We start from the raw sequence: 20,082 nt of genomic DNA on the forward strand, positions 1-20,082 counted from the left end.
ATGAAAGATATAGCAATTATTGGATTTTCGGGTGTTTTTCCTGATGCAGATTCTGTAAATGAATTCTCGGAGAATTTATTGAGTAAAAAATGTTCTATTAAAGAAATATCAAAGACCAGATTATTCAATACAACAATCTCAGATGAAAGTAATTATTACAAATCAGGATATTTAGAAGAGATTACACTTTTTGATTATAATTTTTTTAATATTTCATTGGGTGAGGCAGAAGAAATGACGCCACATCAGCGCTTAATTTTACAGGAAGCGTATAAAACTTTTGAAAATGCAGGATACCGATTAAAAGATTTAAAAGGATCTAATACATCCGTGTACGCGGCAAATGCACCAACAAACTATTATTTGCTCGCCAAAGAATCAACACCAACTTTGATTGCAGGAAATACCAATGCAATGCTTGCCAGCAGAATTTCGAGATTCTTTGATTTGCGCGGGGCAGCAATAAACGTTGATACAACTTGTTCCTCTGCCTTGACAGCGTTAAGCCTGGCATGTAAAGACCTGATACTTGGAGAAACAGATTTAGCACTCGTATGTGGTGTAAACATAAATGTTATTCCTGCAGAAAACGATTCCAAAATAGTATTGGGAGTTGAAGCGAAAAGTGAAAGATGCAATACGTTTTCTGAAAATGCAGATGGAACCATGACCGGAGAAGCTGCTACTGGTGTTTTACTTAAATCGCTGGAGCAGGCAGAAGCAGATGGAGATATTATCTACGGTGTTATAAAAGGTTTTGCTTTAAATCAGGATGGAGGTCAGTCTGCAAGTATTATGGCGCCAAGCAGTGAAGCTCAGGCAGACGTAATTCGTATGGCGCTGCAAAAAGCCAATCTTACACCAAACGACATCACCTTTATCGAAGCTCACGGAACTGCTACCAAACTGGGAGATCCTATAGAAGTCGAAGGTGTAGCACAGGTTTTTAGTCCTGCACTTGACAATGACGAACGAGTATATGTTTCTGCCGTAAAATCAAATATCGGGCATACCGACGGAACAGCAGGACTTGTTGGCGTGATAAAAGTATTGCTTTCGTTCAAAAACAATATTATTTATCCGTCTATTAACGCACTTCCTTTAAGCTCTTTTATTGATTTTGAAAAAGCGAAGGTTGCCGTTGTTACAGAACCAATGAGTTGGGATGCCGTACAAAAAACAACTAAAAAAAGAGCAGGAGTAAGTTCATTTGGTTTAATGGGAACCAATGCGCACTTTATTTTAGAATCCTACGATACCAGAAAGTTTACCGCTTTTGAAGACAGTCATCCTGAATATACATTGTGTTTCAGCGCCAAAAGCGAAACCAGTTTAAGTAAATACCTGACTGCTTTTAAAAGCTATTTAAATACAACAACAGATAGTCTGCACGATATCGCCTTTACGTTAAACAATCGCAGAGCTTTATTTCAGTACCGATATATCATAGTAGCAGAAAACAAAAAACACCTGCTGGAAATTTTAGAAAATACCACAATCGAAATGATCCTGAATAGTGCCGAAAAGGTTCAGGAACATTTAATATTATTTGATGATGCCGTAAAGATAACAGATGAAATACTGGAAAGTTTAGTTAGTTACTCAAGTTACAAAGATGCTTTAGTTACAAATGCTCAAAAATCTTTGTTTGTCCAGTATTTCAGTTATCAATCTTTGGTACAATCCGGTGTTTCTGTTAAGGAAATGATTGGTATTGGGATCGGAAAAATAGTATTGCAGGTATTAAAGAAAGAGATTTCATTAGAAGAAGCGCTGAAAATCGCAGGGAATATTGAACAAGATCCAACCACAGAAGCAGAACTGCAGGCACGTGCACTAAAACTAATCAGTAAATATGCCGATGGCGTAAAAATAATAGGAATAGGATATCAGGGTAGATTAGGAAATATTTTCGACAGCTTAGCGACAGATAAAGTGCAGTATCAGGCGATTGGTCATTTATTGCCGTTGAGCCATAATCTGGAAAACTTATTCCATCTTAATTTTGATGTGGATGCAAACGGCTATTTTGAAAATGAAAATTTTTCTAAAGTAGAATTGCCATCGTACCGCTTTAACGAAAAAAGATGTTGGTTACGCACGACAGACAATCCATTTAGCCGAAATACTTCGGGAATAGAAATCGAAAGTACAGCGCCACAAGAAGATCTTCCTATTATAGAACAGTTACAACAATTATGGAGTGAAACGCTAAAGACAGAGATACAGGAAAACGACGATTTCTTTGATTTAGGAGGACATTCCCTAAACGGATTGCAACTTATTAATAAAATCAATAAAAACTTCTCCTTAGACCTTAATATCGATCATTTGTTTGATAACGGGACACCGCTTGAAATGGCAGTACTTATTGAAGAAGAATTAAAAAGCAATGTAAAAGTACCTGTAAAAGAGGTAGAAGTAGAAGAGATTGGTGTTATTAAAAAAGCAAAGCAACAAGACCTTTACGATGTGTCTTTTGCTCAAAAAAGACTTTGGTTACTGGCCAAAATGTCCGACAACACATCAAGTCTGAATGTTGGGGTTTCTATCGTAATTGATGGAAAGCTGGACAATGCTAATCTGGATAAAGCCTATCAAATGGTTTTGGAGCGACATGAATCGCTTAGAACATCTTTTGTTTTTGCTGACGATCAATTAAAACAAAAAACACATCGTTTTGAGGATGTAGCAAATAAAATTCAGCACGTAGAAAAAGAAGGATTGACAAATGAAGCTCTTAACGATTATATTCTAAATCTAACAGAAGCACCGTTTGATCTGGAAAGCCCTAATCTTATTCGTGCAACTTTAATCAAATTAAAAGAAAACCAGCACATTATCAATATTACATTGCATCATTTGATTTGCGATGGCTGGTCGGTTACATTATTTCAAAAAGAGTTTTTTAATGTTTACATCACTTTATGCGCGAATCTAGAAGTACATTGGAAGCCTTTACAAATTCAGTACAAAGATTATTCAGCGTGGCAAATCGAAAAATCGAAAGAAGCTGTTTTTACAGAAAGCGAATCCTTTTGGTTAACGCAGTTTAAAGAAAGTCCGCGTGGCTTAAATTTAGAATTGCAACAAAACAGACCCGCTTTAAAAACCTATAACGGAGATGTTGTTACCTTAAAAATACCGGAAGTATTGGCGGTTTCCATCAAAGAATTGGTAAAAGAGGAGGGAATTACACTGGCGATGTTTTTAGGTACAATTTTAAATCTGTTCTTGTCTAAATTATCAGGAGAGTCAGACATTACGCTGGGCTTACCAATTACAAACCGAAACCAGTCACAGTTAGAAAATCAAATCGGATTGTACCTGAACACTTTGGCGATCCGATCTAAGTTTGATACCAACACTTCGTTTAGAGACTTTTTGAAAGTGATCTCGAATAATTTCAAGGCGGCTTACAAACACCAGAATTATCCATTGGAATTGCTTTTAGAGAAAATTCAATTGCAAAAGGATTTTAGCCGTTCGCCTTTGTTTGACATTGTGTTTACGGTTCAGAACCATTTAAACATTGATATTTTAGAAGAACTGGATAGCTTAGATACTAATAATTTGAAATTCAGAGACTTTGAATTAAATAATTTTTCAGGTGCTCAGTTCGATATGTTTTTTAGATTTATTGATACTGAAGCTGAACTGGCTTACGAATTAGAATACAATACTGATTTGTTTACAAAAGAAACAATTTACAAATACCACCATTTTCTGTTGAATCTGTTACGTCAATGTGTTGGAAACAAAGAAGTAAATGTAAAAGAAGTTTCTTTACTTTCCAGTGCAGATTTAGAAGAAATTAATGCCAAAGTAAGTGAGTTTAATGAAACTACAGTAACGTATCCAAGCGATAAAACCGTTGTAGACTTATTTAGAGAGCAGGCAAAAACAACACCTGAGAATGTTGCTTTAAAAGACGATACAAAATCTTATTCGTATTCAGAACTTAATAAAATCTCCGATCAGATAGCAGGTTATCTTGCGGCTACTTTTACAGCAGAAGAAAAATTACCAATTGCCGTTTTATTAGGACGTTCTGCTGATATGGTGGCGCTTTTGCTGGGCATATTAAAATCAGGAAGATCGTATATTCCGCTTGATCCTTCTTTTCCGGAAGACCGATTAGCGTATATTATAGAAAACAGTCAAAGTAAAACACTTGTATTTGAAAAAGAATACAAATTAAAAGTCAGTGATGATGTAGCAGTATTGTCGCTGGAAAACATTTTAGCAGGCATTAGCGAGTATCAGGATGCAGTACCAACGGTGGTTTCTCCACAAGATACCGCTTATATTATTTACACTTCAGGTTCAACAGGAAAACCAAAAGGAGTCGAAATTGGGCATCAATCATTGGTGAACTTCTTAACGAGTATCCAGCAACAGCCTGGCGTTACAGTAAATGACATTTTATTTTCAGTAACAACCTATTCGTTTGATATTTCGATTTTAGAATTTTTTACGCCTTTAATCTCTGGTGCAGCTTTATATGTAGCCAGTCAGGACATATTATCAGATCCGATTGCGCTTATTGCAAAAATCGATGCTGTACAGCCAACTATTATTCAGGCAACGCCAAGTTTTTACCAAATGTTGTTTAATGCAGGCTGGACAGGGAATAAAGCTTTAAAAGTACTTTGTGGAGGTGATTTATTAAGTGAAGCATTAGCTAAAAAACTAATAGACACTACTCAGGAAGTATGGAATATGTACGGTCCGACAGAAACGACCATTTGGTCAAGTATGAAAAAGGTTGAGGTTCCAAAAGACGCTTCCAACATTGGAAAACCGCTCAATAATACACAGTTTTATATTGTAGACGAATTGTTACGTCCAAAAGCGCTTGGTGTTACAGGAGCACTTTACATTGCAGGTGACGGATTAGCAAAAGGATATTATAGAAATGCTTTATTGACAAAGGAAAAGTTCATAAACAATCCGTTTGAAGAAAACACTTTGTTTTATGAAACAGGCGATGTGGGTAAGTGGAACGATAAAGGCGAAATTGAATTTTTAGGCAGAAACGACAATCAGGTAAAAATAAGAGGGTACCGAATTGAATTAGGTGATATCGAGAGTGCTATTTTACAGTATTCAGAAGTAATAAAAGAAGTTGTTGTTAGTGTAAAAGGAGCCAATCAGGATAAAGTGCTGGTAGCATATCTGGTATCGAATGTTGTGATTGACAAATCAGAGCTGCGAAGCTTTTTACAGGATAAATTGCCGGACTATATGATTCCGGGTTTTTATCTTACTATGGAAGCCTTACCATTGACGCCAAACGGAAAAATTGACAGAAAAGCATTGCCGGAAATATCAGAACAGGATATTGTAAAGAAAGAATATAAAGCGCCAAGAACGGAACAGGAAGAAAGTCTTGTTGCAATATGGCAGGAAATGTTGGGTGTAGAAAAAATTGGTATTGCAGATGATTTTTTTGAATTAGGAGGTCATAGTTTGATAGTGGCTCAGGTGATTAACCGAATCCACAAACAACTTGGTCAAACAGTATCATTTACCACTTTTTTCGAAGACCCAACTATACAAGGGCTAAGTCAGCGTTTACAGCATAATGCATATCAGGCAATTCCAAAAGCTCCTGAAGCATTGTCGTACCTGCTAACTGATTCTCAAAGCAGATTATGGATTTTGAGTCAACTTGAAGGTGGTTCATTGGCCTACAACATGCCCGCAGCGGTTACCTTAAAAGGTAAACTTGATGCAGAAAAGTTCAAAGAATCTTTTAAACAGTTAATTGATCGTCATGAAATTTTAAGAACCAGTTTCAAAACCAATGAAGCGGGGGAAATCAGACAATACATTATTCCGTCAGAGCAAACCAATTTTGCGATAACAGAGAAAGATTTCAGCGCATCGGCAGATGTTAAAAGCACGATTGCAAGTTATTTAGAAGCAATCATCAACACGCCGTTCCATTTAGAAAAAGCGCCATTATTAAATGCCAGCTTAATAAAAACGGAAGAAGAAGAATCCGTATTTTTCTTGTGTGTGCACCATATCATTGGCGATGGCTGGTCGACAGCATTGTTGATTTCAGAAGTGGTTAAAATCTACAATGCCTTAACGCAAGGATTAGCTGTAAATCTGCCCGAGTTAAACATTCAATACAAAGATTATGCGGTTTGGCTTAAAGATGCTTTACAACAGGAAAAATATCAGGTATCAGAAGCGTATTGGATAGCACAGTTTCAGGGAGAGTTACCTGTTTTAGACTTGCCAAGTTTTAAAACACGCCCTTTGGTGCAAACCTACAACGGAGATTATCAGACACATGAGTTTTCGACAGCTTTTTTAGAAAAACTAAAATTGTTCTCCAAACAAAATGATGTAACCTTATTTATGACCTTAATGGCAGGTGTGAACACACTTTTACATCGCTACACAGGTTCAGACGATATTATTATAGGAACACCAATTGCAGGAAGAGAACACCCGGATTTAGAAAATCAAATGGGTTTGTATCTGAATACACTTGCTATAAGAACACATTTAGAAGAAAAAAACAGCTTTTTAGACGTCGTAAACCGTCAGAAAGAAACGTTGTTAAATGCTTACGATCATCAAAGTTATCCTTTTGATGCTTTGGTAGGCAAGTTAAATTTAAAGCGTGATACCAGTCGTTCAGCCTTATTTGATGTTTTGGTTGTATTGCAAAATCAGGCACAAGTAACTAATTTAAACAATGAAGGACTTTTAAATTTAGAAGTCGAAGGGTATCCATTGGAACGAAAAACATCGCAACTTGACATTAGTTTTACCTTTATTGAAACAGCAGGATTAGAGCTGAGTATCGAGTACAACACTGATATTTATGATGATTATCTGATTGCAAGAATGTTTATTCATTTTGAAAATCTATTAGACACACTTGTAGCGCAACCGGAGTCATTAATTGCAGAAGTAGATTATATCACGGCTGCAGAAAAACAACAATTGTTACTTGGTTTTAATGAAACCGTTTTTGATTATCCAAAAGACAAAACGATTGTTGATTTGTTCGAAGAGCAAGTAAGCCAAACACCCGATCATACCGCAGTGGTTTTTGAAAATGTTGAATTGACGTATACCCAACTCAATGAACAAGCGAATCAATTAGCGTATTATTTAAGAGAGAACTACGCCATTCAGCCTAATGATTTAGTTGGAATAAAACTGGACAGAAGCGAGTGGATGATGATTGCTATTCTTGGAATTCTAAAATCCGGTGCTGCTTATGTGCCGATAGATCTAAATTATCCCGCAGAAAGAATTGCTTATATCGAGCAGGACAGCAAAAGCAAAGTTGTATTGGACGATGCAAGTGTAAAAGCATTTACTCAAATTCAGAACAATTATGCTAAGGAGAATATTGAAAAAATAAATCAGCCACATGATTTAGCCTATATCATCTACACCTCAGGAACCACAGGGAATCCTAAAGGTGTTATGGTAGAACATTTTAGTGTAGCAAGTATTTCTGAAAACTGGAAAAAACATTACGAATTAGATCAGATTACCGTAAACCTGTTACAATTGGCGAGTATTTCGTTTGATGTATTTGTTGGAGACGTTTGTCGTTCGATTCTAAACGGAGGTAAAATGATTATTTGTTCGAACGATGTGAAGTTAAATCCGGAACATCTGTTTGAATTAATGCAAAAGCAGGAAATATCAATTTTAGAAGGAACTCCGGGATTGTTGTTGCCTTTAATGGATTACATCTATACAGAAAAAAAAGAACACAGCTTCCTGAAAATAGTAATTTTTGGTTCAGACAGTTTCAACAATCAGGATTACAATACCTTAAAAGATAAATTTGGTTCAAGCATTAAGATCATCAACAGTTATGGTGTTACTGAAGCGACAATCGATTCTACGTATTATGATGATTACAAGAAAGAGCTAAACGGATTTACGCCAATTGGGAAACCATTTTGTAATTCAAAAATAAAAATCGTCGATACTTACGGCAATTTAGTTCCTACCGGCGTATACGGAGAAATCTATATTGGAGGTGACGGATTAGCCAGAGGTTATTTCAACAACGAAGCGCTAACAGCAGAGAAATTTGTACCCAATCCGTTTAATGCTAATGAAAAACTTTACCGAACAGGCGATTTAGGACGCTGGTTTGCAGACGGAAATATCGATTTTGCGGGCAGAAAAGACAATCAGGTTAAAATACGCGGTTATCGTATCGAGCTTGGCGAAATAGAAAGTACGTTACACAAAAACAAAGATATCGATTCTTGTGTGGTTTTAGCGAGAACTAATTCGTTGGGAGACAAAGTATTGGTAGCATACCTAATTTCTGGTACGGTACTAAACAGGGAAAATTTAATAGCATATCTGCAGATTTACTTACCTAATTACATGATTCCGTCTTATTTTGTGCAAATAGATGCCTTGCCTTTAACGCCAAACGGCAAAGTAGACAGAAAAGCATTACCTAACCCTGAAGAATCAAGAATCTCATCGGGAATAGAATATGTTGCGCCAAAAACAGAGGCTGAAAAAACCATCGCAGGTATCTGGCAGGAAGTTTTAAATGTTGAAAAAATAGGAGTAAACGATAACTTTTTTGAATTAGGAGGACACAGTTTATTGTTGGCCCAAATCATAAACAGAATTCATAAGCAATTAGGACAAACGGTATCGTTTACAGCTTTTTTTAACAGCCCTACAATTGCAGGTTTAAGTACGCAATTGCAAAGTAACACGTATTTGGCGATACCAAAAGCCACAGAAGCGCCATCATATCCTTTAACCGATTCTCAAAGCAGGTTGTGGATATTGAGTCAGCTTGAAGGCGGTTCGTTAGCGTACAATATGCCGGCAGCGGTAGTATTGAAAGGAAGTATTGATACGGAAAAATTCAATGAATCATTTCAAATTTTAATTGGAAGACACGAAATTTTAAGAACTCGTTTCAGAACCAATGAAGAAGGCGATATCAGACAATATATAATTCCTGCGGAAGAAACGCATTTTGCAGTAACCCAAAAAGATTGCAGTACCGCAAAAGATGCGGAAACAGCTATCGCAGCGTACCTGCGCACCACAATGGACACCCCTTTTGACTTAGAGCAGGCGCCATTGGTAAATGCCAGTTTAGTAAAAGCAAAAGAAAACGAATATGTGTTTTTCTTATCGTTGCATCATATCATTGGAGACGGTTGGTCGATCGAAGTGTTGATCTCAGAAGTAGTGAAAACCTACAACGCATTAGTACAAAATAGAGAACTGAACTTACCGAAATTAAACATTCAGTTCAAAGATTACGCCGTATGGATGAATGCTGATTTACAGCAGGAAAAACACAAAGCATCAGAACAATATTGGCTGAATCAATTTACGGGAGAATTACCGGTGCTTGATTTACCGAGTTTTAGAACACGTCCTTTGGTGCGCACGTATCAGGGAGATTATGTTAGTCATCAATTCTCTGTGGCGTTTTTAGAAAAGGTAAAAGCATTTTCAAAAGAAAAAGACGTAACCTTATTCATGACCTTAATGTCAGGCGTAAATGCATTACTGCACCGTTACACGGGAATGGATGATATGATCGTTGGAACGCCAATGTCGGGAAGAGAACATCCGGACTTAGAAAACCAAATCGGATTGTACCTTAACACGCTTGCTGTTCGTACACGTCTGAAAGAAAAAGGAAACTTTTTAGATTTATTAAACGTTCAAAAAGAAACCTTACTTGAGGCTTACGATCATCAGAACTATCCTTTTGATGCTTTAGTAGGCAAGTTAAACTTAAAGCGCGATACCAGCCGATCTGCTTTATTTGATGTTTTTGTAGTGTTGCAGAATCAAGGGCAATTAAACAGCATCAACACAGAAGACTTGGTGAATCTGGAAGTAAAAGACTATCCTTTCTCCAGAAAAGTATCTCAGTTTGATATTACATTCACCTTTACAGAAATCGAAGGCTTAGAATTGGGTATTGAGTACAACACTGCTATTTATGATGAATATTTGATTCAAAGAATGTTTGCGCATTTTGAGAACTTGTTAACGCAGTTCATAGAGCAGCCGCAAACGTTACTTGCACAAGCCGATTATCTTACTGAAGCCGAAAAACAGCAATTATTAGTCGATTTTAATGATACAACGGTTACGTATCCAAAAGAAAAGACAATTGTTGCCTTGTTTGAAGAGCAAGTAACGAGAACACCGGATCATGAGGCATTAAAAGACGATCAAAAAGCATATTCGTATTTAGAACTGGACATACTTTCGAATCAGATAGCAGAATACTTAATTGCAACGTATGGTCAGGAAGATAAGTCGCCAATAGCCGTTTTATTAGGCAGATCGGCAGATATGGTTGTGTTTCTGTTAGGAATATTAAAGTCAGGCAGATCATACATTCCATTAGATCCAACCTTTCCGGAAGAACGTCTGGCTTACATTATTGAAAACAGCCAAACCAAAATTCTGATATATGAAAAAGAATACACGGTAGCCACCACAAGTACAATTGAGCGTGTAGCGGTTGAAAGTATTATGGAAGGAATCTATCAATACGATGGAGCCGTTTCGGTAACAATTACACCGGAAGATACCGCTTATATCATTTTTACTTCCGGTTCAACCGGAAATCCAAAAGGAGTAGAAATAGGGCATCAGTCGTTAGTGAATTTTCTAACCAGCATGCAGCAAAAACTAAAATTAGAAGCAAACGATACTTTGTTTTCAGTAACAACGTATTCTTTTGATATTTCAATTCTGGAGTTTTTCATGCCGTTTTTATCAGGTTCGACATTGTATATGACAAGTCAGGACGTTATTGCCAATCCGTTGTTGCTAATTCAGAAAATACAAGAAGTACAACCAAGCATCATTCAGGCTACGCCAAATTTCTACCAAATGTTGTTCAATGCAGACTGGAACGGAAGCAAAGACCTGAAAGTATTATGCGGAGGAGATTTGTTAAGCGAAGCTTTAGCAGAAAAACTGGTGGCTCACAATTTAGAAGTCTGGAACATGTACGGTCCAACGGAAACTACGATCTGGTCGAGTATGAAAAAGATTGAGCAGGCTAAAGATGCTTCGAACATTGGTCAACCAATCAACAATACACAGCTTTATATTTTAAATGAATTCCTGTCTCCAATGCCAATTGGCGTTTCAGGGGCACTGTATATTGCAGGAGACGGTTTAGCAAAAGGTTATTACAAAAAAGAAGAACTGACACAGGAAAAATTCATTAAAAATCCTTTTAGCGATAACAGTTTACTCTACGAAACAGGCGATATGGGGAAATGGAACGACAAAGGTGAAATTGAATTTCTGGGCAGAAACGACAGTCAGGTGAAACTAAGAGGATACCGAATGGAACTTGGTGATATCGAAACCGCCATTGCTTTGTATTCAGACACCATACAGCAAATTGTAGTTGCCGTAAAAGAAAACCATCAGGAAAAAGTATTGGTCGCTTATTTGGTCGCATCTTCAGAGATTGACAAAGCAGATTTAAGAGCTTTTCTGCAAAAGAAATTACCTGATTATATGATTCCGGGCTTTTATGTTTCACTGCAAGAACTGCCATTAACGTCTAATGGTAAAATAGACAGGAAAGCACTTCCGGCTATAGCAGAAAATGATTTGATAAGACGTGAGTACGAAGCACCGGACAATGAAACAGAAAAGAAACTGGTTGCAGTTTGGCAAGACATTCTGAAAATAGAAAAAATAGGAATCACAGATAATTTCTTCGAATTAGGAGGAACCTCTTTTCAAATCATCAAATTACACAAGCAAATCGACTTGTTATGGCCACAGCGTTTGGTGATTTCAGATTTGTTTGAATTTAATTCGATAAAAGAGATAGCGCTTTTCATCAATAAAAGTGCAGAAGAAAAAGCACCCGAAGAAGAAACAGAAGAAATGAGATTTTTTGAAATATAAAACAATAAACACTATGGATATTGCATTAATTGGATTAAGCCTGAAAGCTGTCGATATAAATACACTACAACAATTCATCGATTTATTGCGAAATGAGGAAGTGCGCATGGTTCAGCCCACAGCCGAAAGAATCTTACATTCTAAAATACAGCAAAAAGGAGACTTTCATCCTTATGGTTATTTGGACAGAGTAGATTTCTTTGATCATGAGTTTTTTAACCTGTCAAAAGGAGAAGCAAATGCAATAGATCCCGGACACAGAATGCTGTTAGAAAGCGTATGTCAGGCTCTAGAAAACAGCGGTTACAGTTTAGAAGATAGTTCTTTGCAGGACGCAGGATTGTTTACTACTGCTCAGGCAGGAGTTTACAATTTGCTTTACCAGTCTAAAAATAGCGAATTAGATTTTGTAGGTGGTATATCTTCCATTGGCGGAGGCAGAGTAGCCAATATTTTAAATATCAGAGGTCCGGTTTTTAATATCGATACCGCTTGCTCGTCTTCATTAGTTGCGGTTCACGAAGCGGTTCAGTATATCAATAGCGGAGCAGTAAATACCGCAATTGTAGCAGGTTCGCATTTGTTATTTATGTTTAATGGTGCCGGTAGTTTCGAGAGCAATGCTATTATGTCGAGCGACGGAATTTGCCGTGCCTTCGACAGCGAAGCTTCAGGAACAGCAGGAGGAGAAGGTGTGGCTGCCATTGTTTTAAAACGATTAGACCACGCAGTACGCGATAACGATAACATTCTGACTGTAATAAAAGGTTCAGCCATCAATAACGACGGAAACAGATCGAGCAGTATAACAGCACCAAGTCCCGCTGCACAAAAAAGTGTGATTTTGGATGCCTGTGAAAAAGCTAATATTCCTGTTACTTCTGTTGGTTATATTGAAACACACGGAACAGGAACCAAATTAGGAGATCCAATCGAATACAAAGGAATAAAAGATGCTTTTTCGTCTACCGAGGAAGAATATGCCGTTCGTTTAGGGACTTTAAAACCTAATATCGGTCACTTGGATAATATGGCAGGTTTATTTGGATTTATAAAAGCGGTTGCGGTACTTAAAGAAAAAGAGTTTTTTCCTTTAGCTAATTTTTCGGCTGTCAATAAATTTATAGAAGAAAATGACAATATTGTTTTAGAGAAAAAAGGAAATAAATGGCTGAGTGATAAACCAAGAAGAGCCGGAGTAAGTTCGTTTGGTTTAAGCGGAACCAATGCACATGTTATCTTAGAAGAATATGTGTCAGAAAAAGAGCAGTTATCCTTAAATGCAAACGATACTTGGTTTAAAATAGCGGCAAAAAGTAAAAATGCATTAAAACAATACATTGACAATATATACAATTTCATTACAGAAGATACTGAAATTAACAATCTTGCTTACACGTTAAACACAGGGAGAGCAGATTATAAATACCGTTTGGCAGTACATGGAAATACCATTGAAGAATTAAAACAATCTCTTTTAGCACAAAAAGAAACTATAGAACAAAGCCATACAGCACGTTTTACTAAAATTGCTTTATTATATCTTTCTGATGAGGTTTTGAATTTGGAGCATTTCTTAAGTAATACAGAGTTCAATACTATTTTCGAAAAGCAACAAAAAGAAATTAATGGCAATGGATTGAACCCGAGTGTATTGCAAACGCTGGCATTTCAAACTACATTGTTTAAATACCTTTCAGAAAAAGGATTCAAGATTAATCAGCTTATTTGCAACGGAAGCCTAGCAAAAGTTTCTAAAGCGATTATTGATGGAAACAATGTTGTTCCAACTGATTTAAGTTTTGAAATAAATGCCGAATTAGACTTTGAAAAACTAAAAGGACTAGCCAAAAGCTGTAATGAAAACAACACTTTGCTGGTATTAGTAGGGAACAGTTCCTTGTTAGAGAACATTGTTGCCACCTTACAGCAAGATCATATTACTGGTATTGATTTATTGAAAACCCTTTCCGATAAAAACTGGAATTCGTTGTGGAGCACTTTATACAACAATGGTTTGGGCTTTGACTGGAAGAAATTTTATGCAAATGCCGTTTACCAAAAAGTAGCAGCACCAACATATCCTTTTGAAAAAATATCCTGTTGGAATGAAATTGTTAATCCGTTGTTATTTGGCGGAAGCACACCAACAACCGTACAAGAAGAAAGCAAACCACAGTTACAAAATGCAAGCGAAGAAGAAATAATTGTAGCGATGCTACAAGAAGTTTTACAAAACACGGATATAAAGCTAACCGATGATTTCTTTGAATTGGGCGGAAATTCTATTGTAGGCGTTCAGTTTATCAATAGAATCAATGAAACATTCGATATCGAAATTGTTTTTGATGACTTATTCAATTGCTACGAGATCAACGACATCATAGCATTAGTAAAAGAAGAATCAGGGAAAAACACAACTAAAGCTGTTGCAGGCAAAGAAGAAGAGAAAGCAGGTCTAACTGTTTTTGAAGCTTCTAATTCACAACAAAGAATGTGGATTGAGTCGCAAATAGAATCGTATTACAATATCGACTTGTCTTATACCGTAAAAGGAGTGATAAACATCGACGTTTTTAAAGAAACGTTGCTGGAACTGGTAAACAAACATGCTTCGTTGCGATCTTTTTTCACATTAGACGAAAACGGTTTAATTCTGCAAAAAGTAAAAGAAACAGCCGATTTAAATATTGATAATCTCTTTTCTCATTATTCAGAAACCAATGCAGCATTGGCAGAAGAGAAACGAACAGAATTCAAGAATTTTCAATTTGATCTCGAAAACGGACCTTTGTTTAAAGCCGCTATTATCGAATCAGGTCAGGAAGATGTTAAACTTATTTTTGTTTTTCATCACATCATCTTTGATGGCTGGTCTATTGGAGTATTTGTAAAAGACTTTGTAACGCTGTATCAGCAATTGATCAGCCAAAACTACAGTCCTGAAGTGAACAAAAGCGATTATTTTGACTATTTGGTTTGGTTAAGAGAAAACTTAAGCGCTGATAAAAAAGCGACTTACAGCGCCTATTGGCAAAACAAATTTAAAAACGCGAACACGAAGCTGCAATTAGGCAATACCAATGCAACATCTGCTAATGGAGCCAGAATAAACTATACAATTGATGCCACTTTACGACAAAAACTAAATGATTTGGCTACGACAAACCGTACCACATTGTTTACAGTATTAATTGCATCTGTACGAACCTTTTTATACAAATTGGCACAGGAGAATTTTGTTATAGGAACACCTGTTTCAGGGCGTGTAAAAAAAGAATTCGAATCGACAATTGGCTTGTTCATCAATACATTGCCAATTTATACGGAAATTAACGGTGAACAGCGCTTTACAGATTGTCTTACGCATGAAAAAGCAAGTATAAACAAAGCTTTAGAATATCAAATCTATCCATACGATTTGATCTTAAATGATTTGAATGTAGCTGATAAGAAATCCTTTTTTGATGTATTGGTCGTATTGCAAAATCAGGACAGCAGATCAGGGCTTTTAACTCAAAATGATTTGCCTTTTGAAATTTTGCCGGATACCAATCAGGCTTCAGAAATATCAAGGTTTAACCTGTCATTTGCCTTCTTTGAAGTAGGAGATACGATAGAATTGGAATTAGAATACAAAACAGCTGTGTTTAGTTCTGAATTTATCGATTCCATGACAACTTCTTTTGCGTATGCGTTAGAACAGTTTACAAGAACACCAGAGCAAAAAATAGCCGATATAGCTGTAATCAATCAAGAGCAGTTCAATACGCTTGTATACGAATTCAATGATACAAAAGCGGAATATCCACAGGATAAAACGATCATATCCATATTTGAAGAACAGGTACAAAAAACACCAAATGCTATTGCGCTTGTTTTTGAAGAAAAGCAATTAACGTATCAGGAACTTAACGAGCGGGCGAATCAGTTTGGTCATTATTTGAGAAAGAACTATGATATCGAAGCTGATGATTTAATTGGCATTAGGCTTGACCGAAGCGAAAGAATGATTGTTTCTATTCTAGGAATTTTAAAATCGGGTGCAGCGTATGTACCAATCGATAATGCTTATCCGGAAGAAAGAATCGCTTTTATAGAAAAAGATACCAATTGCAAAATAGTGGTGGATGACAGTACGCTTCAGCAATTTGATGAGGTTAAAGCTGAATATACCATATTGAATCCGGAGAACATTAATCAGCCTAATGATTTGGCGTATGTGATTTATACTTCCGGAACAACAGGAAATCCAAAAGGCGTGATGGTAGAGCAGGGCAATGTAGTGCGATTGGTTAAACCTTGTGATTACTTTCCTTTAAACGAGGAAAAAGTATTGCTGAGCACAGGATCAATCTCGTTTGATGCTACAACCGTAGAATACTTTGGAACATTACTGAACGGAGCAAAATTAGTATTGGTACGTCAGGAAACACAATTAGATTTAGAAGAACTGGCAAATGTTATTAAGCAGAATAAAGTAAACAGTCTTTGGATGACAGCTTCCTGGTTTAATCAGGTTGTAGAAAACAAAATTGAATTGTTTGAAACGATAACACAATTGATAGTAGGTGGAGATATCGTATCACCAATTCACGTACAAAAATTGTATGATCAATATCCTGCGATCACTATTGTAAACGGTTATGGTCCAACAGAAAACACCACTTTTTCTACTACGTATGAAATTAAGCCATCAGCGTATACTACAATTCCAATTGGTAAGCCAATTGCAAACTCGCAAGCCTATTTATTAGACAGTTATTTACAACCTGTAAACGTAGGAGTTTCAGGTAAACTGTATGTTGCGGGAGCAGGAGTTGCAAGAGGTTATCTGAACAATCCGGAACTAACAGCAGAAAAGTTTATCGACAATCCTTTTGTTTCAGGCACGAAGATGTACAACACAGGCGATTTAGGTCGTTGGTTGCCGGATGGAAACATAGAGTTTTTAGGCAGAAACGATCAGCAGGTCAAAATCAGAGGTTTTAGAATTGAATTAGGCGAGATAGAAACTAGTCTTCTTCAGTTTTCAGAAGAAATTGGACAGGCCGTAGTAGAAGTAAAGGAACTAAATGACCAAAAGGTTTTAGTCGCTTATTACACTGCTCAGACAGAAATAGACAAAACAGCTATCAAAACGTATCTGCAAAGTAAATTACCGGAATACATGGTGCCATCGTTCTATGTTGTTTTAGAAAATATGCCATTAACTGCTAATGGAAAAACAGACAGAAAAGCATTGCCGGACATTTCAGGAGAAAATGTTATTCGAAAAGAATACGTCGAACCAAGAAACGAAACCGAACAGCAATTGGCAACAATATGGCAGGAAGTTCTGGGACTTGAAAAAGTAGGCGCAACAGACAGTTTCTTTGAATTAGGAGGACATAGTCTTAATGCAACCAAATTGATTAGTGTCATTCACAAGCAATTCAATGTCAAACTGTCGATTGTCGATTTGTTCAACAACATTACCCTTGAAGAATTAGCCCTTTTTATCGAAAATACCATAGCATACAGCACCAATACAAATGAAGATGTTTCAATAGAAGAAACAGAAGATTTTACAGTATAGCTTCTTCAGATTGAAATATTAATATTAAAAAAAATCAAAAAATGAATCGTTTATTATTTATTGTATTTATTATCAGCAGCACCTTATCAGCACAAGTAAAAATTTCAGGAAAAGTAGTTACACTTGATAACAGCCCAATAGAATTTGCAGAAGTAACCCTTTTTTCAGAAGCAAACATTCCTTTAAAAAACAGCCTTACCAATGAAAAAGGAGATTTTAGCATAGAACATCAGGCAGGTACATATAAGTTAGAAATCCGTCAGTTTAAGGAAATCTTACACAGTAATTTAATAACGGTAAATTCAGATTATGATGCGGGAAGTATAACCGTAAATACGACTAATGTATTAGAAAACGTAGTCATTACTAAAGCGAAACCAGTTGTAGAACGAAAAATAGATAGACTTGTTTTTAATGTAGAAAATACCATTAGTGCAGCCGGAGGTGATGCCATGGATGCTTTAAGAGTAACACCGGGACTTCAGGTACGAAACGATAATATTACAATGGTCGGCAGAAGTACCGTAAGGGTTTTGCTGGACGATAAAATGCTGGAGCTGGGACAAGAAGAACTAGCGAATTTATTAAAATCAATTCCGTCAGATAACATCAAAAGTATTGAAGTTATAACAACACCTCCAGCCAAATACGATGCTGCGGGTAATAGCGGACTGATTAATATTAAATTAAAAAGAGCTAAAAAAGACCTTACCAGCCTTTCTTTAGGAACAAGTTACTTGCGCAGAACTTATGATGGAGAAGGAGCAGTAACGAGTAATTTCATGTACAACAAAGACGCCTTAAGTCTAACCGCTTCATTGAATTACAGAGAAGGAGGAGAAACGTTTAAATACAGAGATGTAATACACTTTCCGGACGAATTGTGGAACTCTAATCAGGTTTTTCAAAGAGATTACAAAAGAGGAAACGGTATCGTGAATATCGAATATGTAATAACTCCAAAATGGACTTCTGGAGTGCAGTACATTACCAATTTCAACCACATTGATGGTTTAAGAGCAGGAAATACAGTAGTAAATGCTTATGATACCAATGCTGTTGTAAAAAATGTATTATCAGATACACACATCGATCAAAAGCCAAACTTCCATTCAGTAAACTTGTTCAATGCCTTTAAGCTTGATACCATTGGGAAGAAGCTAACGGTAAATCTGGATTACTTTAAATATTCGAATAAAGACACAAGACCTTATGACGGAACAATAGCAGAATATAACCCGGATTCACTGCAATACTTTAGAGGAATAAACTCTAACGATCAGCAAACGAGCAATTTTTCGGGTAAAGTTGATTTTGACTTACCAACGAAAGCCATTAATTGGAGCTTTGGAGGAAAGGTTACGATTCTAAGAACAGAAAACATTTTGTCCGCTTTTAACAGTGGATTGGTTACTGATCCAGTAACGAATATGCCGGAAATTACCAATAACTCATCGTATGATGAAGACATACAGGCAGCCTATGTTTCGGGAAGTAAAAAGTTTGCCGATAATTTCGAAGTTCAGTTCGGACTTAGATTAGAAGCAACACAGACAGAATCGTTCAATGCCAATTTAGCACAAGCGATCACTAACGATTATACCAAATTGTTCCCAACGCTGAATATGGTGTATACGCCAAAAGAAAACACAACCTTAGGATTGAATTACAGCAGAAGAATTGTCAGACCTAATTTCGCGGAATTAAATCCTAACGTTACCTACATCAATCCTTTCTTGACCGTAGAAGGAAATCCTTTCTTAAGACCTTTTACAGTGGATAATATTGAATTCAGTTTTGGATATAAAAAATTAGAAAGCAAAGCTTATTTCGTTAGAGAGAATAATGCCTACAATCAGATTGGTTTTCCGGATTCAGATACGTACAATGTTCGTTTGACCAACAGAAACTTGTTCAACATCAACCGATATGGAATTTCTGAAATCTATATTTTCGACAAATTCAGTTGGTGGAATAGTTATTCTACGTTCGATTTAAACTATTTAACTTCTGAAAGTACTGATCCAGCCGCACAAGCAGTAGACGGTTATTATGTCAACTTCTCTACGAATAATGATTTTGTTTTAAACAAAAGCAAAACCGTATTGTTCAATGTCTATTTCGAATGTATGCCGGTCGGAACGTATGGCGTAAACAAACTAGACTTATCAAGTTCAACTTCTGTTTCCCTTCAGTATTTATTACTCAATAAAGATTTGAGAATTACACTAAGAGGAAACAATATTTTTAAAACAGACAATATGAGATTTAACTCCACCGTAAGTGGCGTTTACCGCGATTCCAATTATTATACCGATACAAGATTGATACAATTGTCTCTGAATTACAAATTTGGAAACAAAAAATTGAATGTAAGCAGAAGAGAAACTGGTAACACAGACGAAAGAGCAAGAACAGGTAATTAAAAGATCTTTAAGGATCGATCAGGTCAAAAGAGATCCGTAGGGACCCGATTATATTTCAAAATGTAGCCAGCATAAAGAATACCTAACAGGTTTTGAAAACCTGTTAGGATAACGTAAAAGTTCCGGAGGAACGGTTCATAT

At 36.4% G+C, this 20,082-nt stretch carries 3 protein-coding genes; all 3 read left to right on the forward strand.

Annotated features, from left to right (window positions below):
- From B0A66_RS13350 to B0A66_RS13360, 3 genes are read left to right on the forward strand one after another with little or no spacing between them, the layout of a single operon-like run.
- Complete coding sequence (locus B0A66_RS13350; RefSeq protein ID WP_089050345.1) at positions 1–11,937, forward strand: non-ribosomal peptide synthetase; 11,937 nt, start codon at positions 1–3, stop codon at positions 11,935–11,937.
- A gap of 13 nt (positions 11,938–11,950) precedes the next feature.
- Entirely contained in the window at positions 11,951–17,515 is a 5,565-nt protein-coding gene (locus tag B0A66_RS13355; protein ID WP_089050346.1) for a non-ribosomal peptide synthetase, read from the forward strand.
- Between the two features lie 41 nt (positions 17,516–17,556).
- On the forward strand, positions 17,557–19,941 hold the full coding sequence (locus B0A66_RS13360; RefSeq protein ID WP_089050347.1) for an outer membrane beta-barrel family protein: 2,385 nt from the start codon (positions 17,557–17,559) through the stop codon (positions 19,939–19,941).
- The last annotated feature ends 141 nt before the right edge of the window (positions 19,942–20,082 follow it).

It is taken from the genome of Flavobacterium hercynium, from assembly GCF_002217285.1.
GTDB lineage: Bacteria > Bacteroidota > Bacteroidia > Flavobacteriales > Flavobacteriaceae > Flavobacterium > Flavobacterium hercynium.

What these genes read in the sequence shown, in the direction of transcription:
- B0A66_RS13350 (WP_089050345.1), top strand. Translation starts at nt 1, where the DNA reads ATGAAAGATATAGCAATTATTGGATTTTCGGGTGTTTTTCCTGATGCA.
- B0A66_RS13355 (WP_089050346.1), top strand. Translation starts at nt 11,951, where the DNA reads ATGGATATTGCATTAATTGGATTAAGCCTGAAAGCTGTCGATATAAAT.
- B0A66_RS13360 (WP_089050347.1), top strand. Translation starts at nt 17,557, where the DNA reads ATGAATCGTTTATTATTTATTGTATTTATTATCAGCAGCACCTTATCA.